The organism is Bacteroides faecis (genome assembly GCF_020091505.1).
Lineage (GTDB): Bacteria > Bacteroidota > Bacteroidia > Bacteroidales > Bacteroidaceae > Bacteroides > Bacteroides faecis.
Map to the genome: position 1 here is coordinate 4,521,812 of NZ_CP081916.1, position 26,250 is coordinate 4,548,061.

Genomic DNA, 26,250 nt, shown 5'->3' on the forward strand with positions numbered 1-26,250 from the left:
CAAAATACTTAAAGTGGAAATCATACTGAAATATTTTCCGGATCTGACGGAAGAGCAGCGCCAACAGTTTGCTGCTCTATACGACCTCTACATCGACTGGAATGCGAAAATCAACGTCATCTCCCGCAAAGACATCGAGAATTTATACGAGCATCATGTGCTCCATTCATTAGGCATCGCCAAAGTGATTCAATTCCGTCCCGGAACCAGCATCATGGATCTGGGTACAGGAGGAGGCTTTCCCGGCATTCCGCTCGCAATTCTTTTCCCCGACACCAAGTTTCATCTGGTAGACAGCATCGGTAAGAAAGTACGCGTGGCAACAGAAGTGGCAAATGCCATCGGACTGAAAAACGTCACCTTCCGCCATGCCCGTGCAGAAGAGGAAAAACAACTGTTCGACTTTGTGGTAAGTCGTGCCGTAATGCCTTTGGCGGATCTGATCAAGATTATCAAAAAGAACATTTCTCCCAAGCAGCAGAATGCTCTGCCTAACGGACTGATCTGTCTCAAAGGAGGCGAACTGGAGCACGAAACAATGCCGTTCAAGCATAAAACAGTCATTCACAGCCTGAGCGAAGACTTTGAGGAAGAGTTCTTTGAAACCAAAAAGGTAGTATATTCACAAATATAGGAATCAGGAGTTATCAAAACCATGAAAATAAAGAGATTTGAATTTAATATGTTTCCCGTAAATTGCTACGTTTTATGGGATGACACAAAAGAAGCGGTGGTCATTGATCCGGGCTGCTTCTATGAAGAGGAAAAACAAGCACTAAAGAAGTTCATCCTCACCAATGAATTGAATGTAAAGCATCTGCTGAATACTCATTTACATCTGGATCACATCTTCGGCAATCCATTTATGCTGAAAGAATTCGGTCTGTCGGCAGAAGCCAACAAAGCGGATGAGTTCTGGATTGATGAAGCTCCGAAACAAAGCCGCATGTTCGGCTTCCAATTACAGGAAAAGCCGGTTCCATTGGGAAAATATCTGCACGACGGAGATATTATCACCTTCGGACACACCAAGCTGGAAGCAATCCATGTTCCCGGACACTCACCCGGCAGCCTCGTGTATTATTGTAAAGAAGACAACTGCATGTTCTCCGGTGACGTATTGTTTCAAGGCAGTATCGGTCGCGCCGACCTGTCAGGAGGCAACTTCGACGAACTGATCGATCACATTTGCAGCCGTCTATTCGTACTTCCTAACGAGACAGTCGTCTACCCCGGACACGGTGCACCTACGACCATCGGAATGGAAAAAGCAGAGAACCCATTTTTCAGATAGTAATTCAGGTATTAAGTATTAGGTATTAGGTATTAACCGTAGCTGATGATAACCGTAGCTTTATGATATTCATATCCGCATGGGTAATACCTAATACTTAATACCTGATACTTATAAATCAAAAATTATGAAAACAGATTTGTTAGCTAGCCGTCACATCGGCATCAATGAACAAGACACAGCCGTGATGCTTCGTAAAATAGGCGTAGACTCACTGGATGAACTGATCAACAAAACCATTCCTGCCAACATCCGCCTGAAGGAACCACTGGCACTGGCTAGTCCGTTGACGGAATACGAATTTGGGAAACACATTGCCGGACTGGCAAGTAAAAACAAACTGTATACTACGTACATCGGATTGGGGTGGTATAATACAATTACTCCTGCCGTTATCCAACGGAATGTATTCGAAAATCCCGTGTGGTATACTTCCTACACGCCTTATCAGACGGAAGTATCACAGGGAAGACTGGAAGCATTGATGAATTTCCAGACCGCCGTCTGTGATCTCACCGCTATGCCGCTTGCCAACTGTTCGCTGCTGGATGAAGCGACTGCCGCTGCCGAAGCCGTAACCATGATGTACGCACTTCGTTCACGCACTCAGCAGAAAGCAGGTGCCAATGTAGTCTTTGTAGACGAAAACATTTTCCCGCAGACTTTAGCAGTAATGACTACACGTGCCATTCCACAAGGAATTGAATTGCGCGTAGGCAGATACAAAGAATTTGAACCCTCACCGGAAATCTTCGCCTGCATTCTTCAATATCCTAATTCCAGCGGAAATGTAGAAAACTATGCCGACTTTACGAAGAAAGCACATGACGCGGACTGTAAAGTTGCCGTTGCCGCCGATATTCTGAGCCTTGCCCTGCTGACTCCTCCGGGAGAATGGGGAGCGGATATTGTATTCGGTACCACACAACGCCTGGGTACACCGATGTTTTACGGTGGTCCTTCGGCTGGTTACTTCGCCACACGTGACGAGTACAAGCGGAATATGCCGGGACGAATCATCGGATGGTCCAAAGATAAATATGGCAAACTCTGCTACCGAATGGCCCTGCAGACACGCGAACAGCACATCAAACGGGAAAAAGCGACTTCCAATATTTGTACGGCTCAGGCATTACTCGCAACAATGGCCGGCTTCTACGCCGTATATCACGGACAGGAAGGAATCAAAACGATTGCTTCGCGCATCCACAGCATCACCGTTTTCCTTGACAAGCAATTAAAGAAATTCGGATATACCCAAGTCAATACACAGTATTTCGACACACTACGTTTCGAACTGCCGGAACACGTTTCAGCCCAACAGATTCGCACGATTGCATTGAGCAAGGAAGTAAACCTGCGCTATTATGAGAATGGAGATGTAGGCTTCAGCATTGACGAGACAACAGATGTAGCAGCTACGAATGTGCTGCTTTCCATCTTCGCCATCGCTGCCGGCAAGGATTACCAGAAGGTAGAAGATGTACCGGAAAAGAGCAACATCGACAAAACGCTGAAACGTACCACCTCTTTTCTCACGCATGAAGTATTCTCCAAATACCATACGGAAACGGAAATGATGCGTTACATCAAACGTCTGGACCGGAAAGATATTTCATTGGCACAGTCTATGATTTCTCTCGGATCGTGCACTATGAAGCTCAATGCAGCCGCTGAAATGCTGCCTTTGAGTCGTCCGGAATTTATGAGCATGCACCCGTTAGTACCGGAAGATCAGGCAGAAGGATATCGTGAACTGATCGGCAATCTGAGTGAGGATCTGAAGGTTATCACCGGATTTACAGGTGTCAGCCTGCAGCCAAATTCGGGTGCTGCGGGAGAATATGCCGGCCTGCGCGTTATTCGTGCATATCTTGAAAGTATCGGTCAGGGACACCGCAATAAGATATTGATTCCGGCTTCGGCACACGGCACAAATCCGGCATCTGCCATACAAGCCGGATTTGAGACCGTCACCTGCGCATGCGATGAGCAAGGAAATGTGGATATGAACGACCTGCGTGCCAAAGCCTTGGAAAACAAAGAAGAACTGGCAGCATTGATGATTACCTATCCGTCAACACACGGTATCTTCGAAACGGAAATAAAAGAAATCTGTGAGATTATCCATGCCTGCGGCGCACAAGTATATATGGACGGGGCCAACATGAATGCACAAGTAGGATTGACCAATCCGGGATTCATCGGTGCAGATGTTTGTCACTTGAACTTACATAAGACGTTTGCTTCACCGCATGGTGGTGGCGGTCCGGGTGTAGGTCCTATCTGTGTAGCAGAGCATCTGGTGCCGTTCTTACCGGGACACTCGATCTTCGGCAATACACAAAACCAAGTTTCCGCAGCTCCGTTCGGTAGTGCGGGTATCTTGCCTATCACGTACGGTTATATCCGGATGATGGGAGCAGAAGGGCTGACTCAGGCAACTAAAATCGCCATTCTCAATGCCAACTATCTGGCTGCCTGTCTGAAAGATACTTACGGTATTGTTTATCGGGGAGCTACCGGTTTCGTTGGACACGAAATGATTCTGGAATGCCGCAAAGTACATGAAGAAACGGGAATCTCTGAGAATGATATTGCCAAACGCCTGATGGATTATGGCTATCATGCACCGACTCTCTCCTTCCCTGTTCACGGTACGCTGATGATTGAGCCGACCGAAAGCGAAAGTTTAGCAGAGCTGGATAATTTCGTGGATGTCATGCTGAATATCTGGAAAGAAATCCAAGAAGTGAAAGATGGAGAAGCAGACAAGAATGACAATGTATTAATCAATGCCCCGCATCCCGAATATGAGATTGTGAATGATAATTGGGAACATTCTTATACACGCGAAAAAGCTACGTATCCGATAGAAAGCGTACGTGATAATAAATTCTGGGTGAACGTGGCCCGCGTAGACAATACGTTGGGAGACCGGAAGTTATTGCCGACCCGCTACGGAAGGTTCGAATAAGAATAAACTTCCAGAGGAAATCTGTACACAGGAAAAAATAAGCCCGGGGCTCGCATCTGCTGAGCTCCGGGCTTACCTTTGCAGGCACCGAAGTATTCCGATAAGCACCGAGCTAAATGAACATAAGAAACGATGCCGGAATCTTCCGGTTATCATACTGCCTTCATTCCATGTTTGCCGGAAACATAGCTGGGTCCTATCTGACAACAGTCACTGTTCCAGCCTTGACCGCCTTCTCCCTCATTGAGATTTTAGGATCGGCATATCCCAAAGCTACACAGCCATATACTTTATGGTCTTTCGGTACACCCAGCGAAGTTATCAATTCACGGACTTCGGGATCATCGCAAGTTGTTCCTAACTGATTGATCCAGCAAGAACCGATCCCCAGAGAATGGGCAGCCAAAAACATATTCTCAATAGCACAGGCACAGTCCATACCGGCCCACCATTGCGTCGGTTCATTGGATACGATCACTAAAGTCGGGGCATGATAATAACAGCAATACGTTTTGCTGTGACCGCGCTCCTGTAATTTCGGCTCGTCACTTTTAGCGAAAGCTCCTTTAATCCGTTCATTCAATTCAGACAGTTTATCTGCATTCTGAATGGCAGTAAAATGCCACGTCTCCAAGTGCATCCCACTGGGGGCAAAAGTGGCAGCTTCCAAAATAGCCTGCAAGTCTTCTTCCGAAACCTGCCGGTCAGTATAAGCCCGTACACTACGACGCGCTTTGATGTTCTCTAAAACTTCATTCGTTTTCATATACTATATTTACTATACTTACAACTCGTTCACCACTTGCAATTATCGTTTTACGAGCCCGATCTTGGCATTCAGTTTGAAGTAATACGTTCCGTTTTCTCTTTCCAGAAAACCGTATTTGTCCTTATCCAGAGAGCCTTTCTCCAAACGGGTATTCAGAAACAGAAAATCCTCCATCACCGGTCTTTCTGACTTATGATAGCAAAGTACTTCTCCGCTCCCATCCATCAACAAGATACCTTCAACAGCCGAATCCTGTCCTGTATATATCTTCGCCGGACGCATGCCCAATGCTAACGCCATCAAGAACTGCTTTATTTTAAACTCATAAAAACCATGTTTGTTTACCAGCTCATCTTTTATCTTCAACGGGTTCATCTGTTTGATTACTTCCGTCAATTCGCTGATACGGGTAATATCATCCAAATGCATGATGCGTACCATTTCAGTCAGCACACGGGGGAAATGTAAATCAATCATCAAAAGATTGCTACGGAATACCCGATCTGCCACGTCCGAATATTTGAGTACCCCGCCCAAGCGTTCAATCAGCAACATTCGCTCTGCCACTTCATTAGGAGCTTCCGGCAACGCATTAATCTTATTTACGGTAGGAGTCGCAAATTTGACTCCGCTCTGCTCCAGTTTCAAGTTGGCTGTGCGGCCTCCGTCCAACAACGGGTTCATAGCCCCCAGCCGCGAACGGACGCTGAACCCGCTCAACGGTGCCTCCGGATGCCAGAAAGCAATATAAAAATCGGTACGATCTTCCGTCTTTGCTTCCAAATCGAAAATAGCGACCTCATCCAGAAACTCTTCCACGCCATCGGGAGAAGTGACCTCCTCTTCCGAAGAAGATTTGACGGCCTGTAAGATTAACTCTGCCACAATCCCGAAATCTTCCCGGGGAACGGACTTCTCACTATTTTCGCCTTTGATGCGGACACTCTCTTTTTCTATATAATAACAGCGTGTTCCGTCATGTTCTTCCCGTTGAATCATTGCGACAGGCCAGCTGATCTCTCCCTTCTTCGCCTTAGCCGTGCCCAACGCTACTTTTCCTTCCGCCAATAGACGAAAGAAAGTATAGAGTTCACACCATTCTCTTTTTGTTGCTTCAAATGCCATATATTCTTACTTTTCTTTATTACATTCATTCTGCCTGACAAGCTGCAATGGATTACTCTTCTTCAAGAATCCGTGCAGTCTCTACTTTCTCCAATCGTGCACGCAGTTTGGGCATCATGGAACGACGGATACGCAACGTCATGCTACAATCCATATCGTACGACTGACTGAGAATTTCCGGTTCTTCCTCCTTTACAATACGCATAATGTCGTTCATAAAAGGGTATTCAAACATCACAGTCACTTCCTCATCCACCGTTTTTTCTATAATGGTAGCGGCGGAAATTGCTTCGGCAGCGGCTGCTTTATAGGCAACAATCAGTCCGCTCGTACCCAACTTGATCCCTCCAAAATAACGGACTACAATAATCAGAATGTCAGTCAGCTCATTAGAGTTTATTTGCCCGAGGATGGGCTTTCCCGCCGTTCCCGAAGGTTCACCATTATCATTGGCGCGGAAATCCTTTCGCGCCGCACCCAACATATAAGCATAGCATACGTGCCGGGCATCATAATACTTCTTCTGATACGTTTCAAGATGCGCTTTTATCTCATCAAGGGTACGCACAGGCAAGGCGATGGCAATAAACTTGCTTCGCTTTTCTGTATAAATACCTTCGGAAGGTTCGACGATAGTTTTATAAGTATCTTCAGCAGTCATGCCGCAAAGATACGGCTTTCTTGATGAAATTCCATCTGCTGCCCGAAAATATTAGAGTATCTCACCGAAACGACTGCCTCATTTGATTCAATCGGGCAGGTTTTCAGGCAGATTCGAACGGCCATTCAGAGGCAATCGAGCGGTTATTTCAACACAAACAAGCGGTCAACTTCTCACAAACATCTTGTTGATTGTGAGAGATTGACCGCTCGATTTTTATAAAGTATATACTTTAATCCAATTTATGAATTACTAGTCCCGAACGAAGTTTCGGTTCGAACCAAGTCGTTTTGGGCGGCATAATATTACCGGTGTCAGCAATGTCCATCAGTTGCTTCATGGATACAGGATAAAGTGCCAAAGCTACTTTCATCTCTCCACTGTCGACACGTTTCTTCAATTCTCCCAGACCACGGATACCACCAACAAAGTCGATACGCTTATCGGAACGGAGGTCTTTTATTCCCAAAATCTCGTCTAAAATCAGATTTGAAGAAATAGTAACATCAAGTACACCGATAGGATCATTGTCATTGTACGTGCCTGCCTTTGCAGTCAGACTATACCACTTGTCACCCAGATAGAGCGAGAAATTGTGTAAACCGGACGGTTTGTAAATTTCAGTTCCCTTTTCCTCTACAACAAAGTTCTTGTCCAATGCTGCAAGAAACTGTTCGGGAGTCAGTCCGTTGAGGTCTTTTACTACACGGTTATAATCGATGATAGTCAGCTGATTGGCAGGAAAACATACAGCCATGAAGTAGTTATACTCCTCATCACCGCGATGATTCGCATTCTGCTTTGCTTTCTCAGCCCCCACCAAAGCGGCAGCAGCGGAACGGTGATGTCCGTCGGCAATATAAAGAGCCGGCATTTTAGCAAATTCAGCAGTTATCGAAGCAATATCTTCGTCCTGGTCAACAATCCAGAAAGTGTGCCCGAAGCCGTCACCCGGAGCAATGAAGTCATAAACAGGCTTCTCGGCGGTATATTTCCGAATGATTGTATCCAGTTTCGCATTATCGGGATAAGCAAAGAATACCGGTTCGATATTCGCATTGTTCACACGGACATGCTTCATACGGTCTTCTTCCTTATCACGACGGGTGAGTTCGTGCTTCTTGATGATGCCGTTCATGTAATCAGGAACATAAGCGCCTACTACCAGCCCGTACTGAGTTTTCCCGTTCATGGTCTGGGCGTAGATGTAATAGTTTTCCTTAGCATCCTGCACTAACCAGCCTTTATCCTGAAACAACTGGAAGTTCTCGGCAGCTTTCTTATAAACACACTCATCGTGCTCATCCGTGCCAACAGGAAAATCTATTTCGGGCTTAATGATATGATAAAGAGACTTTTCGTTTCCTTCTGCTTCTGCACGTGCTTCTTCTGAATTTAACACATCGTAAGGACGTGAAGCAACCTGTTCAACCAGGTCTTGCGGCGGACGAACGCCCTTGAAAGGTTTAATTATTGCCATGATATTAGTATTTTATATATATAAATTAAAAGCCACAGACTTCATGAAAATCTGTGGCTCAAATATACTACTTATTTCTAAAAAAGACATTCTGTAACAGAGTGTTTTTATTCAGAATATAACTTACTTGTTTACTCTGAACTTCTCGCAGCCGTCTTTCAGGAAACCGACAATCTGTTGAGCAGCAGCAATACCGGCATTGATATTTGCTTCGGCAGTCTGTGCACCCATCTTCTTCGGAGTAGAGAAATAACGTCCGGCAAACTTCTCTGCAAATTCAGCGTTAGCAGCAGGCATGATATCTGTCATATACTTGAAGTCAGCACGTTCTTCCATCAATTTGATCAGCTCGGCTTCGTTGATCACTTCCTTACGGGCAGTGTTCACCAGCATAGCACCTTTCGGCATGTCTTTCAGCAAAGCGTAATTGATAGAGTTCTTCGTCTCAGCAGTTGCCGGAATATGAAGAGACACTACCTGACAAGTCTTGTACAGTTCTTCTGCCGAATCAAGAGCTTTCACACCATCTTTCTCGATCACTTCTTTCGGGCAGAAAGCATCGTAAGCATATACTTCCATTCCGAAGCCTTTAGCTATACGGGCAACGTTACGACCCACATTTCCGTACGCATGGATACCCAGTTTCTTACCCATCAATTCTGTACCGGAAGTACCGTTATAGAAGTTACGAACGGCGTATACCATCATCCCTAAAGCCAGTTCGGCAACTGCATTCGAGTTCTGTCCCGGAGTATTCATTACACAAACATTGTGAGCAGTGGCAGCAGCCAGGTCTACATTATCGTATCCTGCACCTGCACGAACTACAATCTTCAATTCTTTGGCAGCATCCAGCACTTCTGCATCAATAATATCACTACGGATAATGATAGCGTTAGCATCTTTCACTGCGTCCAGCAACTGTGCCTTATCGGTATATTTCTCCAGCAAAGCAAGCTCATATCCGGCTGCTTCGATTTCTTTACGGATACCGTCTACAGCAACTTTGGCAAACGGTTTTTCAGTAGCTACAAGTACTTTCATAATTAATCTGTATCTTTTGAAAAAAGATTCACCACAGATTTCACCGGTCTACACACTATATTCAATAAGATTTCAGTGTAAATCCGTGCAATCTGTGGTGACTCTGTTTATATTATTAATGAAGTTTTTCAAATTCCTGCATGCAGTCGATCAAAGCCTGTACGCTTTCTTTCGGCAGAGCATTGTAGCAAGAAGCACGGAAACCACCCACTGAACGGTGTCCTTTGATACCTACCATACCTTTTTCTGTAGCGAACTTCATGAAGTCAGCTTCCAGGTCTTTGTATTCGGGAGCCATTACGAAGCAGATGTTCATGCGTGAACGGTCTTCCTTGGCAGCAGTACCTACAAACATTTTGTTACGGTCGATTTCAGCGTACAGCATATCAGCCTTTTCGATAGCACGACGTTCCATTTCTTTCACACCACCCTGTGCTTTGATCCAGCGCAAGTTCAGCAATGCAGCATAGATAGGCACTACCGGAGGAGTGTTGAACATAGAACCGTTGTCAATATGAGTCTGATAGTTCAGCATTGACGGGATGTAACGGGACACTTTACCTACTGCATCATTCTTCACGATAACGAATGTAACACCGGCAGGAGCCAGATTTTTCTGCGCACCACCATAAATACAGATATATTTAGAAACATCGATCGGACGTGAGAAAATATCAGAAGACATATCGGCAACCATTGGAACCGGAGAGTCAAGGTCTTTTTTCAATTCTGTACCGTAAATCGTGTTATTTGTGGTTATGTGAAAATAATCTGCGTCAGCAGGAATTGTGTAATCTTTCGGGATGTAAGTATATGTAGCTTCAGCGGAAGAAGCAACTTCTACAACTTCACCAAACCCCTTAGCTTCTTTCATTGCTTTCTTTGCCCACACACCTGTATTCAGATAAGCAGCCTTTTTTTCAAGGAAGTTGAAAGGTACCATGCAGAACTCCATACTAGCACCACCGCCCAGGAACAGTACCGAATAACCTTCGGGGATATTGAGTAATTCCTTGAATAATGCCTCTGCTTCGTCAACCACAGGTTGGAAGTCTTTGGCGCGGTGACTGATTTCCATCAGAGAGAGACCAGAGCCGTTGAAATCTAAAATAGCCTTCGCTGTATCCTCTATCACCTCACGCGGAAGAATGGAAGGTCCTGCATTGAAATTATGCTTTTTCATTTGAAGTTTGTTTTTGGTTTAACATTTCGTTAGTTTATGTCTTTTGACCTTGCGAATTTACGAATTTATTTCCGGTGCACAAATCTTTCCTTATAAAAATACTGTTTTAAAGCAGATTTCTCTTTCTTTTTATTGGTTTATACAACATATATACACCATATTGTTATCTATACATGTCAAGTAAGGGATAAAAGGTGAAAATATAACCTGACGGGAATAATCACTTATAGAGTGAAAGAAAAATGCTTGCTAAATGAATATTTATAAAGAAACACAGTGAAAAATAAAAGAAAAATCTCCTACTTGGCTTCTTCGATAATAGTCTTCATCCCCTTGATTTTCTCACCTTGAATGAGGTTCAGAAGCTGTTTTACTTTAGCCCGGCGAACGGCTACAAAAGCATAATGCTCTTTCACATCAATCGCCCCTACATCTTCGCGGGTCAGATTACCTTTCTTATAGAGGAACCCGGCAATATCCATCCGGCTCAGCTTCTCCTTTTTCCCCTTACCTATATATATAGTAGTCCAAACGGATTTGGGAGGACGGGCAGGATTTTCGGGCAACTCCATTGTTTCCATGTCTTGAGGAATATATTCCGGAAGTTTCTCTTCAGCATGAAGAATAAGGTAAGATGTACCCGTTGCGTCCCAGCGTGCCGTACGTCCGTTACGATGTGTAAATGCTTCCTCGTTCACCGGCAGATGATAGTGGATGATATGCTCTATTTCCGGGATATCAAGTCCGCGGGCAGCCAAGTCGGTAGAGATCAGTACATGGCAGCTACCGTTACGGAATTTATATAACGCCCGTTCACGGTCCGGCTGTTCCATACCGCCATGAAAACGTTCGGCAGACAGTTTCCTATCTTCCAGCAACTTATGTACCCGGTCCACTGCATCCCGATGGTTACAGAACACAATACTGGAACTGCTTCCTAATGTACAAAGCAGATTATAAAGCGTATCAATCTTATCTTTGGAAGGAGAAAGCACCTTCATCAGTTTCAACCGGGTCTCTTGCTCGTGAGAAGTTTCCGGAAGGAAATCCAGTTTGACCGTCCGGTTCAGCCCTGTGAACCGGGGGATTTCTTCGGCATCAGTAGCCGAAAGCAATACACGCTTTTTCAAACCGGGAAGCTGGGCAATAATCTCCGCCATTTCATCATGGAAGCCGAACTCCAGTGACTTGTCAAATTCATCGATAATCAAGGTTCCGATGGTTTCGGGATCAAAGTTTCCTTTGGCCAGATGATCGGTAATACGTCCCGGAGTACCTATTATAATAGCAGGGTGATTTCCGGCGATGCTTTTCTTTTCTTCGGCAATGGGATGACCACCGTAGCAGCAACAAGTCTTCCACGAAGTTCTCATACTCCGGAATACGGTATCTATCTGTAAAGCCAGCTCACGGGAAGGGACCAGGATCAGTACCTGCACACTATCGTTATTCGGTTTGAGTGTAAGCAGCAGAGGCAAAAGATATGCCAATGTCTTACCCGAACCTGTCGGTGACAACAGGATAACATCTTTCTTACCCGTTCCCTGTTCGAGTGCAGCTTCCTGCATCGGGTTCAAAGATTCAATCTTCAGATTCTGAAGAGCGGACTGTATGATTTCATTTTTCTCTAACATGGGGACAAAGATACAAAAAAAGGTTCTTCAATAGAAGATGTAGCCAAATTATTGGATTACTGAGCACCGAATTGACGACTGCCGGGCACCGAGCCGAACAATGCTGAGCCCCGTGACTACTGCCATTAAGCACCGAGGTGACTGCCATTAAGCACCGAGGCAACTGCCATTAAGCACCGAGGTGACTGCTACTAAGCACCGAGGCAACTGCTACTAAGCACCGAGGCAACTGATAAGAAGTACTGAAGCAATAAAATCGGTCAGACGACATCTATAAAAGAAGGCGGGAAATCTGAAAAGAACGATCGTCTTTTTCAAATTTCCCGCCATATATTCCAAAAGTTTCATTTCAGTCTTTTCATAGACTGATGTCATGTTATTCTGGAAACAGGTCTTGGAGTAATCTCTCTCTGTTATCCGCCGAAGTTGTCGAACATCAGGTTCTGAGCCGGAACGCCGAGATCATCGAGCATCTTCTCAACAGCTTTCGACATCGGGCCAGGACCACACATGTAGTATTCGATATCTTCGGGAGCTTCGTGATTCTTCAGGTAAGTTTCATAAATTACGTTGTGTACGAAGCCCGGAGTATATTTCACACCAGCAGCATCAGCAGCAGGGTCCGGACGGTCAAGTGCCAGATGGAATGTGAAGTTCGGGAAATCCTTTTCGATTTGCAGGAAGTCTTCCAGATAGAACACTTCGTTCAGTGCACGGGCACCGTAGAAGTAAGACATCTTACGGTCAGTGATATGCAGTGTCTTTGTCAAGTGCATGATCTGCGCACGCAACGGAGCCATACCGGCACCACCACCGATCCACATCATTTCCTTGTTAGAGTCGAGAATCGGATGGAAGTCTCCGTAAGGACCGCTCATCATAACCTTATCACCCGGTTTCAGCGTGAAGATATAAGAAGAAGCGATACCCGGCATTACATCCATAAATCCGGGACCTTGTTCTTTCGGTTTGAACGGAGGAGTAGCGATACGTACAGTCAGCATGATACGGTCACCTTCAGCAGGGTAGTTGGCCATAGAGTAAGCGCGGATTGTTTCCTCTTCGTTCTTACATTTCAAGCCCATCAAGCCGAATTTCTCCCATGCAGGCAGATATTCGTCACCGATCAGGCTCTTGTCAATGTCCTTATCGTAATCCATTGAGAATTTAGGTATCTTGATCTGTGCGTAAGAACCTGGGATAAAGTCCATGTGTTCACCCTTAGGCAATGCCACGATAAACTCTTTGATAAATGTAGCCACATTCTTGTTGGAGATAACTTCGCACTCCCACTCTTTCACGCCAAGTACCGACTCGTCGATCTTGATAGCCATGTCACTTTTCACTTTCACCTGACAGCCCAGACGCCAGTGGTCTTGCTGCTGCTTACGGCTGAAGTGAGGAACTTCAGAAGGCAGGATTTCGCCGCCACCTTCGAGTACCTGACATTTGCACTGTCCGCAAGAGCCCTTACCACCACAAGCGGATGACAGGAATACTCCGTTTACAGCCAGCGTATTAAGCAATGTAGAACCGGACTCTACTTCCAGTCCTGTTTCGCCATTGATCGTTAGTTTCACGTTTCCTGAAGGCACCAGAAATTTCTTGGCAACCAGCAAGATAACAACAAGCAACAGAATAACCACAAGGAATACCCCAATGCTTGATAATATTAAATTCATATCCATTGTCTTATTCCTTTCTTTTTAGATGTTCAAACCAGAGAAACACATAAATGCGATTGCCATCAGACCTACAGTGATAAATGTAATACCCAGTCCTTTCAGCGGAGCAGGCACATCAGAGTAAGCCATCTTCTCGCGGATAGCAGCCAGACCAACGATAGCCAGCAGCCAACCGATACCCGAACCGAGTGCATAAGAAAGAGCATCCCATACATCACCGATGTATTTCGGATCGCTTGCACCCAGGTTGATGCGTTGTTGCATAAACAAAGAAGCACCCATGATAGCACAGTTTACGGCAATCAACGGCAGGAAGATACCCAGTGAAGCGTACAGCGACGGGCTGAAACGTTCTACCACCATCTCTACCAATTGCACGATACCGGCAATAACGGCAATGAAAAGAATAAAACTCAGGAAGCTGAGGTCAACGCCTTCGATAATAGCGTTGGCAGCCAGCACTCTCGTTTGCAATAAATAGTTCACCGGAAGTGTAACCAGTAACACAAAAGTTACCGCGATACCCAGTCCTACAGCAGTCTTCACATTCTTTGATACAGCCAAGTATGAGCACATACCCAAGAAGAATGCGAATATCATATTGTCCACAAAGATGGAGCGGACGAATAAACTTAATAAATGTTCCATATATTTTAATTAAGAATTAAGAATGAAGAACTTAAGAGTGTTACACATACTAATAAATCAGGAATGATGTAAACGAATGCCCCGACAGCAGATACTGCACAGACAATTCTTCATTCATCATTCTCCATTCTTCATTTATATTAATTACTTTCTTCTTGCAGCTCTTTGTGACGTGCACGCTGATACCATATAATGCAAGCTACGATGATCAATGCCATCGGCGGCATCAACATCAGACCGTTGTTCACATAACCGATGTTCTGGATAGGCTCGTAGTTCAAGATATTGAAGCCAAGCAGAGTTCCCGAACCAAGCAGTTCGCGGAAGAATGCTACGATCACCAGAATTTTGGCATAACCCAAACCATTACCAACACCGTCAAGGAATGATTCCCAAGGACCGTTCTGCATGGCAAATGCTTCCAGACGTCCCATCAGGATACAGTTGGTAATAATCAAACCTACATATACCGAGAGCTGTACGCTTACATCATATGCAAACGCTTTCAGAATTTCACTTACGATGGTAACCAAAGCCGCTACCACTACCAACTGAACGATGATACGGATACGGTTTGGAATCGTCTTACGCAACAGTGAAATAACCACGTTAGAGAAAGCCGTAATAACCGTTACGGAAAGCCCCATCACGATAGCAGGCTCCAGTTTGGCAGTAACAGCAAGTGCAGAACAGATACCAAGCACCTGTACGGTTACCGGATTATCGATTCCCAACGGAGCAGAGAATACTTCTTTATTCTTCTTTGAAAACAGTTGTCCCATATTCTTTATCCTCCTCCTTTATTATTTAGTTAAAAAACTTATGTAACTATTCAGGCAAGCTTTCAGCATGGCGTCCACACCCACCGAAGTGATTGTACCACCAGAGATACCGTCTACCTGGTAATCAGGTTTCTCTACCTTGCCGTTCTTTACAACACCCAAGGCAACAGCACCATTCTCGAGTGTCTTTTTGCCCACAAATTCATTTTGGAAATGTTCAGTAGCGATTTCCGCACCCAACCCCGGAGTTTCACTTGCGTGTGAGAAGTAAACACCGTAAACAGTGTCTTTGTCCTCATTCAGGGCAACATATCCCCAGATACCGCCCCAAAGACCGGCACCGTAAACTGGAAACACATATTTAGTCTGGCCGTCCACATCACATACGAATACGTGCAGACGTTGGTGTTCTTTGGCTTCTTTCTCGTAGTTAGTAGCAAACTCGTCTGTATTTTCAGCCAGTGTGCCGTCTACGTTCATCAGCATATCACCTTTTACATATTTCTGATACTCAGCATCAGCATCTTCCACATTCTTAACGTTCAATGCGGCAAGAATCTGCTTTTTAGTGTCCAACTGCACATTCTTGTCTTGTGTAGCTTTCAGTGAAGAACTAACGAATGCCAGCAGGAATGCAACGATAACAACCATTACCGAAGCATAAATGATAGTATAACTATTACTATTTGTATTCATTTTCATTCGGTATTATTGGTTAGACTTAACAGCGCGTTTTTCGCGGCGGCTGATGTTGCTCTGTACTACACAGTAGTCAATCAGCGGAGCGAAGATGTTCATCAACAGGATGGCGAGCATCATACCTTCAGGATAACCCGGGTTCAGCACGCGGATAACGATAGCCATCACACCGATGAGGAATCCGAAGATGTATTTACCTCTTTCCGTACGTGCGGACGTCACGGGGTCGGTAGCCATGAACACAGCACCGAAGCAGAAACCACCCAGTACAAGGTGTTCGTACCAAGGCATCTGAGCCATTGTATTGTTTTCCATGCCGATAGCATTGAATACCCAAGCCATGAATGCACCACCAACGAATACGGAAATCATTGTTTTCCAGCTTGCAACGCCTGTCCACAACAGGATAACGGCACCGATCAAGATAGCGATCACACTGGTTTCACCGATAGAACCGGGAATCAGACCTGTGATCATATCCATGCTGAACGGAGGAACCGAACCCGAAGTAGCTGCCTGTCCCAACGGAGTAGCAACAGTCAGACCGTCTACTGCCTGTCCCATACCGAAAATCGTGTCACCGGATACCCAAACAGCATCACCGGACATCTTAGTAGGATAAGCGAAGAACAGGAATGCACGGGTGATCAACGCTACGTTGAACACATTCATACCTGTACCACCGAATACTTCTTTTGCAAAAATTACAGAGAATGCAGTAGCTACGGCAAGAATCCACAGCGGACAGTCTACCGGAACAATCATCGGGATCAGAATACCGGAAACGAGGAATCCTTCCTGGATTTCTTCCTTCTTCCATTGAGCTACAACGAACTCAATTCCCAGACCTACTACATAAGATACGATTATTTTAGGCAATACAGCCAGGAATCCGTAGATAAACATTTCGATGAAGCTGCCAGTAGCACCTGTATGGGTGAAATGCTGGTAACCTACGTTGTACATACCGAACAGCAACGCCGGTACTAACGAAATAACCACAATCGACATAATACGCTTGCTGTCGATCGCGTCGTGTATGTGCGTTCCCGTTTTCGCAGTCTTGCTGGGCACGAACAGGAATGTTTCGAAGCCGTCGAACACCGACTGGAATGCGTGGAATTTACCGCCCTCTTCAAAGTTCGGCTTTATCTTATCGAGATAATTTCTTAACGCTTTCATTAATATATTTACTATTTTACGATTTACAATTTACAATTTGCCATGCGGATTATGCCATTTCAGCACGCAGCATATCGAGTCCGGCACGGACGATGCGTTGCAGTTCCATCTTCGAAGAGCAGACGAATTCGCAGAGTGCGAAGTCTTCGGGAGCCACTTCGTAGATACCCAGCGCTTCCATGCGGTCGATGTCACCGGCGATGATTGCTTTAATCAGGTATTCGGGCAGGATATCCATCGGGAACACTTTGTCATATTCGCCAGACATGATCATGTGACGTTCGCCACCTTTGATACGTGCATCCAGCGTGTATTCCTTTTTGCCCATCAACCAACTGAAATATGAATGATTGGCACTGAACTGGTTGAAGCGTGGCATGATCCATCCGAGCATTTCGTGGATGTCGTCACCTTCGGGGATTACAGTCAGCTGGCTATGGAAAGCGCCCAGGAATCCGTTCGGAGAAACTTGTTTGCCGCTCAGCACGTTACCGCTGATGTAGCGCAAATCTCTATCTTTTGTTACGTTTCCGGCAAATACGTTGGTCAGCAATGCACCTACCTGAAGTTTGCAGTAAGCAGGTTTCAACACTTCGGAACCTGTCACGGCTACTGTACGAGTGAAGTTCACACGACCTGTATTGAAGAGGCGACCGATGAAGATAACGGCTTGCGGATCGATTGTCCACACTGTTTCGCCCTTTGAAACGGGGTCGAGGTGGTTGATCTGAACACCTACGTTGCCGGCAGGGTTCGGTCCGTCAAAAGCGGTGATGGTAACGTTCTTAGCCTGTGTCAGTGCAGCAGCTTTCTGTTTCACGCTGATACTCAAGTAAGTTTTTGCCAGTTTGGCGAGGGCATCAAGTCCTGTCTGGAAGTTCGCTTCTTCGCCTTTCAATGCGAATTCGAAGTCGGGAGCCAGCGGATTGGTATCGAATGCGGAAACGAAGATGCCTTTCGGTGTCACTGTCGGGTCTGCAATGATGTCATACGGACGTTGCTTGATAAACGCAAACAGACCTGCTTCCAACAAAGCGGACTTCACTGCCTCCGCATCCATGGAGGATACGTTCTTCTTACCAAATTCCTCGTAGTCCTGCTCAGCTGCAGCTTCCACCACGATGTTCAATACCTTGCGGCGAGCACCACGTTCAACGCTCGTCACTACGCCACTTACGGGCGAAACAAATTTCACTTCAGGATGATACTTGTCAATAAACAAGGGTCCACCAGCCATCACATACTCCTGCTCTTTCACTACCACTTTCGGTGTCACTCCAGGAAAATCATCGGGTACGAGTGCGTAAAATCCCGGCTCTTTCACTGTTGTGTACGTCTCAGCAGCTTTACCTTTCAGGTTTATGTCAAGGCCTTTACGTAACTTTATTACATTTGCCATGCTATATAAAATAATGGTTTCATAAAATTTGCCGCAAAAGTAATAAATAATAATGTGATTCGGGAGGAAAAAAGAAAGGAATTACGGAAAAATATCCGTAATTCCTTTTGTGTTCGCACACGTTCTTCAATAAAGCAGGCTGGAAGACCTTGCGGCGTACAAGTCTGTGCAGCGTGTTTGTCGGTTGGTTATTCTTCGCCGGCAAACATTGGATCCCATGCCGGCAGGCGGATCGGTTTTTGTTTCAAGACTTCGAGTGCTTTCGGAGTCACGTATTTTGTTTCCACAACGAGACGGAAGGTATATTCGTTGAACCATTCGTCGGTCATGATGAGATGTCCCTGATAGCCGGCTCCGGCACCCCAACTATTTTCAACCATCCATTTGGCCGGTTTTCCGTTTTTGTCCAGATCGACTGCCATGAGGGTCATGGCGTGGCTGGAGCTGCTGGCGAAGCTTTGGATGCGTTGCTTCTTGTCCATGCCGAAGGTAGTGCCCATCAGTGAGTCGTAATCATAGTTTTTGACGTCGAGCAGACCACGGTCAGAGTTCAGGAACTTGCCTACGTCGCAGGAGTAGTACATCATGGTGCTGTCTTTCAGAGAGGCGATCGCCATTTCTTTGATGTCCTCTATAGGGAGGTTGACATATGTCCAGTTCTTGCCGTCGTAGCGGTGGCGGTCGTAGTCTATTTCATAACATTTGTAGTACTCGCGGCTGGGGTCGTTCATCAGCATTACGTAGTTGTCTATCAGGTTCTCGTCACCGTATTTCTTCAGGAAAGAAAGCGGAGTGTAAGTAGCGGTTTCTACAGGTTCGCCTTTGGCGTTGTATTGCGTCCATGTGAATTCTGTGGGAGGTACACCCAAGTTCAGGACAAGCATGCGGTAGATGGTACTCAACATTTCTGTTTTTGCTTTCTCCATGGCGGCAGGCTTGGCGTTTTTCGATGCCATGTCACGGAGCTGCAAACCCTGTTCGCGAAGTTTCAGAGCGATCAGACTCGCCATGCGGACGGTGTTTTCGCTGCTGTTCGTTTCGGGCATCACGTCTTTGGGGACGAGACCGTATTTGCTTACGATGTCCGCCACTCCGGTGAATGTACCGCCGTCGCTCAACGGATTGCGGAACAGCCATTCCACCATTTTATCGTTCATCGGCTTGTCGCTGGTATCGATGATGCCTTGCAGGAACAGATTAGCCTTTTCCAGCTGATCGAAAAAGAAAGGATAGGTTTGCGAGAATTCGAAAGAACCCAGATTATATTTGTCGATGGCTTTGGCACGCATTACGTTCAGACCGGTGAAGAGCCAGCAACGTCCGGACGATTTCTGGTCGGTGATACCCTTGGAGTTCACTTTGACAGAAAAATGCGTGTCCATCCCCTTCATGTTGTCCTGATTCAGGGCAAGCTTACGGATGTCGTTGTTGCTGATGGCGTTCCGGATAGCCTTGTCGGTAGAAGTGCCTTGATAACTCTGTTTGATTTGCTGCATCATGTCAGCGCTGATGCCGCCTTTCGCGTCCTGTGCCTGTGCAGAATAGTAAAGGGCACAGCAAACAAAAACTGATAAAATTCGTTTATTCATTATAGATCGTTTATTAATTAACTTTGCCTGTATGCTAATAGTAATCCGTATGCAATTCCGTTTTACATACTATTAATTGGCAAAAATACGATTCTTTTTTAGATTTATTATCTATGAGAATGAAAACTAATCGAAATAAAATAGTTTCCTTTGCAGCGGATTTCAAGAAAGAATATGAAGAGATATACAATAGGTATATTGATGATGTTTCTATTCATCAATATTTCGTTGGCCCAAACAGCTGACACGGCAGTAAAAAGCGATGAACTGCAAATGACTACAACTTCTGTCAACGAAGTCGTTTCTACAAATAGTGAAGTAAGTCTGACAAACAACGAAGTTGTTACGGCTCATGAAGAATCTTATTCAACAGATGGGGAGATTGCCCCGACAGACTCCACTCCCACCCTTTCCAAAAAAGAATTGCGACGTCAGCGGGTAGCGAAACGTAATTTACACTACAATATATTAGGTGGTCCCAGCTATACTCCGGATTTCGGATTTCTGATCGGCGGTAGCGCCTTGATGACTTTCCGTATGAACCCGAGTGACACTACCCAGCAGCGTTCGGTTGTTCCGATGGCTATCGCCCTGATGTTCGAAGGAGGTCTGAACCTGTTCACCAAGCCACAGCTTTTCTTTAAAGGCGACCGTTTCCGTATTTTCGGCGTCTTTGCTTATAAGAACACACTGGAAAACTTCTACGGCATCGGATACAGCACCAACAAGGACTATCCGCGCGGTGAAGACACCAGCGAATACCGTTATAGCGGTGTCCAGGTGAATCCTTGGTTCCTGTTCCGTTTGGGGAAAAGTAACTTCTTTGCCGGTCCGCAGATCGACTTCAATTATGACAAGATCACTAAACCTGCCGCAGGGATGATAGAGCAACCATCGTACATTGCTGCCGGTGGCACGGAGCACGGCTACTCCAATCTCAGTTCCGGAGTCGGTTTCCTGCTGACGTATGACACCCGTGACATTCCCGCCAATGCTTATCGGGGGACCTACCTGGATTTTCGTGGAATGATGTACAACAAAGCCTTCGGAAGCGACGATAACTTCTACCGTCTGGAGATAGACTACCGCCAATACAAGACCCTCGGACGACGCAGAGTCTTGGCATGGACGGTGCAGACAAAGAATGTATTCGGCGATGTTCCGTTGACCAAATACGCACTCAGCGGTACCCCCTTCGATCTTCGCGGTTACTATATGGGACAGTTTCGCGACAAGTCCTCACATGTGGTGATGGCAGAATACCGCCAGATGATCAATACAGATAAAAGTAATTGGGTGAAGAAGATGTTGAGCCATGTAGGATATGTAGCGTGGGGAGGATGCGGATTCATGGGTCCTACTCCGGGCAAGATTGAAGGCGTACTTCCTAATCTGGGACTTGGCTTACGTATTGAAGTTCAGCCTCGTATGAACGTCCGTCTTGACTTCGGAAGAGATATGGTGAACAAGCAGAATTTGTTCTATTTCAACATGACGGAAGCATTCTAAAAACAGCATTTGCACACTATTTACGGGAAAAATTGCAAAATTGACCGCATAGTGTATCAATAAATGAAATTAATCCTTATATTTGCGCTTGCTATAACACAGCAAAAGCAGATAATAGGGTTAATTTATGAAACAGAAAAAATGCCTCTTCGGAGGATTACTATGTTTGTTTGCCTCCATCGGAAGCGTAGCTGCGCAGGAGGTAAGCGACTATTCGAAACTTCAACCAAGTGATTATTCCAGCATTACACTCCCACCGCTGGATCTTCTTTTCGAGAACGCAAAAAGCGCTCCGACCTATGAATTAGCTACAGTAAAAGAACAAATTGAACGGAAGCTTCTGGCAAAAGAGAAGCGTGCCTTCTTAGGCTTTTTCAGTTTACGGGGCAGCTACCAGTATGGTATGTTCGGCAACGAGTCTACTTATACAGATGTAGCGATTGCACCTTACCTGACCTATGCAACACAGGCACAGAACGGATATACAGTAGGTGCAGGAGTCAACATTCCTTTGGACGGTCTCTTTGACTTGACAGCGCGGGTAAAACGCCAAAAACTGAATGTACGTACCGCCCAACTTGAAAGAGAAGTTAAGTTTGAGGAAATGAAAAAGGAAATTATCCTTCTATACGCAACTGCGACCTCCCAATTAAACATTCTTAAACTTAATGCCGAAGCCCTCATGCTTGCTAATGTACAATATAGTATAGCTGAAAAGGATTTCTCGAATGGAGCTATTGATTCGGGAACTTTATCATCTGAAAAATCTCGCCAATCAGACGCACAAGAGAAATTCGAAAACAGCAAATTCGAGCTAAGCAAGAGTTTAATGATACTTGAATTAGTCACCCACACTCCCATTTTAAGAAACAAATAAACATACATCTATGGAATACATCCTTTATATCAGCAGATTCCTATATCGTATCCGTTGGTGGTTACTTATTGGAACAGCCATTATAACATTTGCTGTTTACTATTTTGGGAAACGCATGATAGGCAAAACATATAACGTAGAGGCAACCCTCTACACTGGTGCTGCTTCCGGCTACAATCTAGAAGGTGGAAATAACAAAGTGGATTGGGCGACAACTCAGAACGCTATGGATAACCTAATGAACATTATCAAGGCTGAAAGTACACTCAAACGGGTATCTATGCGATTATATGCCCGAAGTCTGATCAAAGGTAATCCAAAAGAAGACAATGAATTCATCAAAGCCAGCAATTACAACAGAATATACGAACACCTAAAGAACAGTCCGAACGGGAAAGAAATACTGTCATTAATAGATAAAAACAGCGAAGATAAAACGGTAGCCAACTTTTTCAACTACTTGAGACCGACCCAGGCGAACTATCTCTATGGAGTATTCTATTATAATTTGCCCTATTACTCTTATAATGATCTCAAAGCAATCAGAGTAGCGCGTAAAGGTGCCAGCGATCTGATTGAAATAAGTTATACGGCAAGTGATCCGGGTATCGCCTATAATACCATCGACATCCTGACCAAAGAATTTGTAAACGAATACAGTGCAATCCGCTATGGTGAAACAGATAAAGTTATCGAATATTTTAAAAGCGAACTTCAACGCATCGGAAAGGAACTTCGGCTTAAAGAAGACTCACTAACGCAATATAACGTAGAAAAACGTGTTATTAATTATTACGATGAGACCAAAGAAATCGCTGCCATCAACAAAGAGTTTGAGTTACGTGAACAAAACGTATTGATTGCATACAACAGCGCCAAAGCAATGTTAAACGAACTAGAAAAGCAAATGGGCAGCAATGCCAAACATGTAATCAACAATCTTCAGTTCTTGGATAAACTAAATGAAGCCGCTTCGCTTACAGGAAAAATCTCAGAAATGGAAACAATTTCAAGTGATCATCAGAATCAAGAAGCCTCATTACAGGAATATAAGAATCGCTTAAATCAAACACGCAAGGAGCTTTCCGAGCTTTCAAATAAATATGTAGAGAACAAATATACCAAAGAAGGAATAGCTAAAGAGAACATCATAGAACAGTGGCTTGAAGTAACCATGCAATACGAAAAAGCCAAATCAGACTTACAAATTATACAGCAAAGCCGTATAGACCTCAACGAGAAATACAGACAGTTTGCACCAGTAGGTTCCACTATCAAACGTCAAGAGCGTAACATAACTTTTATAGAGCAAAATTACTTGTCTGTATTGAAAAGCTATAATGATGCCCTCATGCGTAGAAAAAATCTGGAAATGACCTCCGCTGCATTAAAAGTATTAAATGCTCCGGCATATCCGATCAGTGCCATGCCCACTCCTTTAAAAAAAATGGTGATGGCAGCGTGTGCCGGTACCTTCCTATTTATTTTGGGGTTCTTCTTAATTCTTGAATTATTAGACCGTACTCTACGCGATTCTATTCGTACACGTCGTTTGATTGGACTTCCGATGTTAGGCGCCTTTCCAAAAGACTCTATTTTAGAGTATCACAATTATGTTGAAGAATCAAAAAGTGTAGCTACAAAACAGTTAAGCAATAGTATCCTTCGTTTCTGTCAGCAAAAGAAAGAAGGATTGCCCTACATTATCAATTTCATTAGCACAGAAGGCGGGGAAGGCAAAAGTTATGTGATCGAAGCCCTAAAAAAATACTGGAACAGTATCGGACTTAAAACAAAAGTAATAACATGGAAGTCAGACTTCAGAATTGATTCACGAGAATACAACCTGGCCAAAAGCATTACCGATCTATACACATCAGAGGAAGAAGACATTCTCATCGTTGAATATCCCAATCTGCGGGAAGCTAGCATATCGCTGGAATTACTACAAGAAGCTAATCTAAATATACTCGTAGCCCGTGCTGACCGTGGTTGGAAAGAGACCGATAAGCTTTTGTCAGAAAAGCTAAGTCAACAAGTAGGTAAAACTCCACTTTATGTTTACTTGACACACGCATCCCGCAATGTGGTTGAAGACTACACTGGTATGCTTCCACCATATACACTTTGGAGGAAAATAGTATACCGACTGTCACAATTAGCATTGACAGAAAGTATATTTACGTTCACAAAAAGAAAGAAGCAGCCGGCAACATCAGGAGATGAAGATGACGAATGATAAAGGAAAATACAGTCAATACTTAACAGTAGCCGGTAACTATTTTGCCAATAAAGGATGGGTACATTTACTATTGGCAGGAGGATTGTATATATTATACAAAATGTTCTTTCGTACTTCCCTTCCTTTCTTTCTGACGATTAGTTCATTGCCTTTAATGACAGTTATTCTCTTATTGATTATCAAATATTCAAAGCAAAGTTTCTATACACTTTTCATTCTCCAATTCCTGCTGGCAGCAGCTTATGCAGTGACAGACATACCATTGGGAGTAGCAACATTAATGTGTACATTGTTTGCCGTTGTTTTGCTCTTTGCGTACGGAATGCATGAAAAAATTGACTGGTCGGAAAGTCGTAATGGTATGCTTATGCTTTTTCTGATATGGGGAGTTTATTGCATATTAGAGATAGCTAATCCGAACAATGTTCAGGCAGCATGGAATATCTCCATCACCCATTATCTCATATATCCTATTGTATGTGCTGTCATCGTACCGTTAGCAATCCGTAACATCAAGGGGATTCAGTGGCTTCTAATCATATGGTCTCTTTTCATCCTCTTGGCAGCAGCCAAAGGATATTGGCAGAAAAACTGTGGTTTTAATGAACGTGAGCAGTATTTTTTATACGTTTTGGGAGGAGCAAAAACTCATATTATTTGGTCCGGTATTCGTTATTTCTCATTCTTCAGTGATGCAGCGAACTTCGGCGTACACATGGCTATGGGTATTTCACTTTTTGGAATTTCACTTTTTTATATAAAAGGCGTATGGCTGAAAATCTATTTTATACTTGTCATTATTGCCGCCATTTACGGAATGGGAATTTCTGGAACACGGGCTGCGATAGCTCTGCCTATCGGTGCTTTAGGGAGTTTCATTATTCTTTCACGCAATCGCAAAGCATGTATTACAGGTATTTCAGTTCTTGCCTTGTTATTCTTGTTTTTCGTATGTACCAATATAGGAGATGACAATCAATATATCCGCAAGATGCGTTCTGCATTTCATCCTAGCCAAGACGCTTCCTATCAATTACGTGTAGACAATCGAAAGAAAATGAGAGAATTGATGATTCACAAGCCTTTCGGATATGGGATAGGGTTGTCCAAAGGCGACCGTTTCTATCCCAAAGAACGTATGCCCTATCCACCGGATTCCTGGTTAGTCTCAGTATGGGTAGAAACCGGAATCATCGGTCTAGTTCTCTACCTGGCTGTTCACGGAGTCCTTTTTGCATGGTGCGGATGGATACTGATGTTCAAGATCATGAACAAACGCCTGCGAGGCTTACTTACTGCCTGGCTCTGTACCGCTGCCGGATTCTATCTGGCAGCCTATGCCAACGACGTGATGCAATATCCCAACTCCATCCCCATATACACAGCCTTTGCCCTCTGCTTCGCAGGACCGTACATTGACAAGCGGATGCAGCAAAGTAAAGAAACAGAACTGAAAAACGAACAATAGATT

General features: G+C 44.6%; 20 protein-coding genes and 1 pseudogene. 7 read left to right on the plus strand and 14 right to left on the minus strand.

Annotated elements, in window-relative coordinates; translation table 11 throughout:
• The first annotated feature begins 13 nt into the window (after window positions 1-13).
• The 3 genes from rsmG (at window position 14) to gcvP (ending at window position 4,271) form a co-directional block, all read left to right on the plus strand.
• The gene (gene rsmG / locus K6V30_RS17720) at window positions 14-634 is read left to right on the plus strand and encodes a 16S rRNA (guanine(527)-N(7))-methyltransferase RsmG (RefSeq protein WP_010537844.1); all 621 of its coding nucleotides are present in this window, start codon (window positions 14-16) and stop codon (window positions 632-634) included.
• A 21-nt stretch (window positions 635-655) separates the two neighbouring features.
• The gene (locus K6V30_RS17725; RefSeq protein ID WP_029425528.1) at window positions 656-1,294 is read left to right on the plus strand and encodes an MBL fold metallo-hydrolase; all 639 of its coding nucleotides are present in this window, start codon (window positions 656-658) and stop codon (window positions 1,292-1,294) included.
• A gap of 127 nt (window positions 1,295-1,421) precedes the next feature.
• The gene (gene gcvP / locus K6V30_RS17730) at window positions 1,422-4,271 is read left to right on the plus strand and encodes an aminomethyl-transferring glycine dehydrogenase (RefSeq protein WP_070612440.1); all 2,850 of its coding nucleotides are present in this window, start codon (window positions 1,422-1,424) and stop codon (window positions 4,269-4,271) included.
• Between the two features lie 196 nt (window positions 4,272-4,467).
• On the opposite strand, the gene K6V30_RS17735 is transcribed toward gcvP, so the two are convergent.
• From K6V30_RS17735 to K6V30_RS17800, 14 genes and pseudogenes are all read right to left on the minus strand, one after another.
• Window positions 4,468-5,037: a nitroreductase family protein gene (locus K6V30_RS17735; protein WP_010537841.1), complete on the minus strand. Its 570-nt coding sequence runs from the start codon at window positions 5,035-5,037 to the stop codon at window positions 4,468-4,470.
• 42 nt (window positions 5,038-5,079) lie between these two features.
• Window positions 5,080-6,165, minus strand: a complete 1,086-nt coding sequence (locus K6V30_RS17740; RefSeq protein ID WP_010537840.1) for an HpaII family restriction endonuclease — start codon at window positions 6,163-6,165, stop codon at window positions 5,080-5,082.
• A gap of 52 nt (window positions 6,166-6,217) precedes the next feature.
• On the minus strand, window positions 6,218-6,826 hold the full coding sequence (locus K6V30_RS17745; protein ID WP_010537839.1) for an IMPACT family protein: 609 nt from the start codon (window positions 6,824-6,826) through the stop codon (window positions 6,218-6,220).
• A 232-nt stretch (window positions 6,827-7,058) separates the two neighbouring features.
• Entirely contained in the window at window positions 7,059-8,306 is a 1,248-nt protein-coding gene (locus K6V30_RS17750) for a DUF1015 domain-containing protein (RefSeq protein WP_010537838.1), read from the minus strand.
• A 123-nt stretch (window positions 8,307-8,429) separates the two neighbouring features.
• Window positions 8,430-9,350 (minus strand): NAD(P)-dependent oxidoreductase, encoded by a 921-nt coding sequence (locus tag K6V30_RS17755; RefSeq protein ID WP_010537837.1) that lies wholly within the window; start codon window positions 9,348-9,350, stop codon window positions 8,430-8,432.
• Window positions 9,351-9,465: 115 nt separating this feature from the next.
• Window positions 9,466-10,533: a 3-phosphoserine/phosphohydroxythreonine transaminase gene (serC, locus tag K6V30_RS17760; RefSeq protein ID WP_010537836.1), complete on the minus strand. Its 1,068-nt coding sequence runs from the start codon at window positions 10,531-10,533 to the stop codon at window positions 9,466-9,468.
• Between the two features lie 299 nt (window positions 10,534-10,832).
• Window positions 10,833-12,167, minus strand: coding sequence for a DEAD/DEAH box helicase (locus tag K6V30_RS17765; RefSeq protein WP_055270010.1), 1,335 nt, complete (start codon window positions 12,165-12,167; stop codon window positions 10,833-10,835).
• 413 nt (window positions 12,168-12,580) lie between these two features.
• Complete coding sequence (nqrF, locus tag K6V30_RS17770; protein WP_055270012.1) at window positions 12,581-13,855, minus strand: NADH:ubiquinone reductase (Na(+)-transporting) subunit F; 1,275 nt, start codon at window positions 13,853-13,855, stop codon at window positions 12,581-12,583.
• Window positions 13,856-13,873: 18 nt separating this feature from the next.
• Window positions 13,874-14,500: an NADH:ubiquinone reductase (Na(+)-transporting) subunit E gene (gene nqrE / locus K6V30_RS17775; RefSeq protein ID WP_010537833.1), complete on the minus strand. Its 627-nt coding sequence runs from the start codon at window positions 14,498-14,500 to the stop codon at window positions 13,874-13,876.
• Between the two features lie 140 nt (window positions 14,501-14,640).
• Window positions 14,641-15,282 carry an NADH:ubiquinone reductase (Na(+)-transporting) subunit D gene (locus K6V30_RS17780; protein ID WP_010537832.1) on the minus strand — a complete coding sequence of 214 codons (642 nt, stop codon included), beginning with the start codon at window positions 15,280-15,282 and terminating at the stop codon, window positions 14,641-14,643.
• Window positions 15,283-15,303: 21 nt separating this feature from the next.
• Window positions 15,304-15,978: a Na(+)-translocating NADH-quinone reductase subunit C gene (locus tag K6V30_RS17785; RefSeq protein WP_055270078.1), complete on the minus strand. Its 675-nt coding sequence runs from the start codon at window positions 15,976-15,978 to the stop codon at window positions 15,304-15,306.
• Between the two features lie 12 nt (window positions 15,979-15,990).
• The gene (locus K6V30_RS17790) at window positions 15,991-17,163 is read right to left on the minus strand and encodes an NADH:ubiquinone reductase (Na(+)-transporting) subunit B (RefSeq protein WP_010537830.1); all 1,173 of its coding nucleotides are present in this window, start codon (window positions 17,161-17,163) and stop codon (window positions 15,991-15,993) included.
• Window positions 17,164-17,212: 49 nt separating this feature from the next.
• Window positions 17,213-18,683 (minus strand): annotated as a pseudogene (locus tag K6V30_RS17795) (Na(+)-translocating NADH-quinone reductase subunit A).
• A 67-nt stretch (window positions 18,684-18,750) separates the two neighbouring features.
• Entirely contained in the window at window positions 18,751-20,151 is a 1,401-nt protein-coding gene (locus K6V30_RS17800) for a C1 family peptidase (protein ID WP_055270014.1), read from the minus strand.
• 174 nt (window positions 20,152-20,325) lie between these two features.
• On the opposite strand from K6V30_RS17800, the gene K6V30_RS17805 reads away from it, so the two are divergent.
• The 4 genes from K6V30_RS17805 (at window position 20,326) to K6V30_RS17820 (ending at window position 26,247) form a co-directional block, all read left to right on the plus strand.
• Window positions 20,326-21,660, plus strand: coding sequence for a BamA/TamA family outer membrane protein (locus K6V30_RS17805; protein WP_055270016.1), 1,335 nt, complete (start codon window positions 20,326-20,328; stop codon window positions 21,658-21,660).
• Window positions 21,661-21,787: 127 nt separating this feature from the next.
• Complete coding sequence (locus K6V30_RS17810) at window positions 21,788-22,537, plus strand: TolC family protein (protein ID WP_010537826.1); 750 nt, start codon at window positions 21,788-21,790, stop codon at window positions 22,535-22,537.
• A gap of 10 nt (window positions 22,538-22,547) precedes the next feature.
• On the plus strand, window positions 22,548-24,776 hold the full coding sequence (locus K6V30_RS17815) for a GumC family protein (protein WP_055270018.1): 2,229 nt from the start codon (window positions 22,548-22,550) through the stop codon (window positions 24,774-24,776).
• Window positions 24,760-26,247, plus strand: coding sequence for an O-antigen ligase family protein (locus K6V30_RS17820; RefSeq protein ID WP_172680465.1), 1,488 nt, complete (start codon window positions 24,760-24,762; stop codon window positions 26,245-26,247). Before K6V30_RS17815 ends, K6V30_RS17820 begins: the two co-directional genes overlap by 17 nt.
• Window positions 26,248-26,250 lie beyond the last annotated feature (3 nt).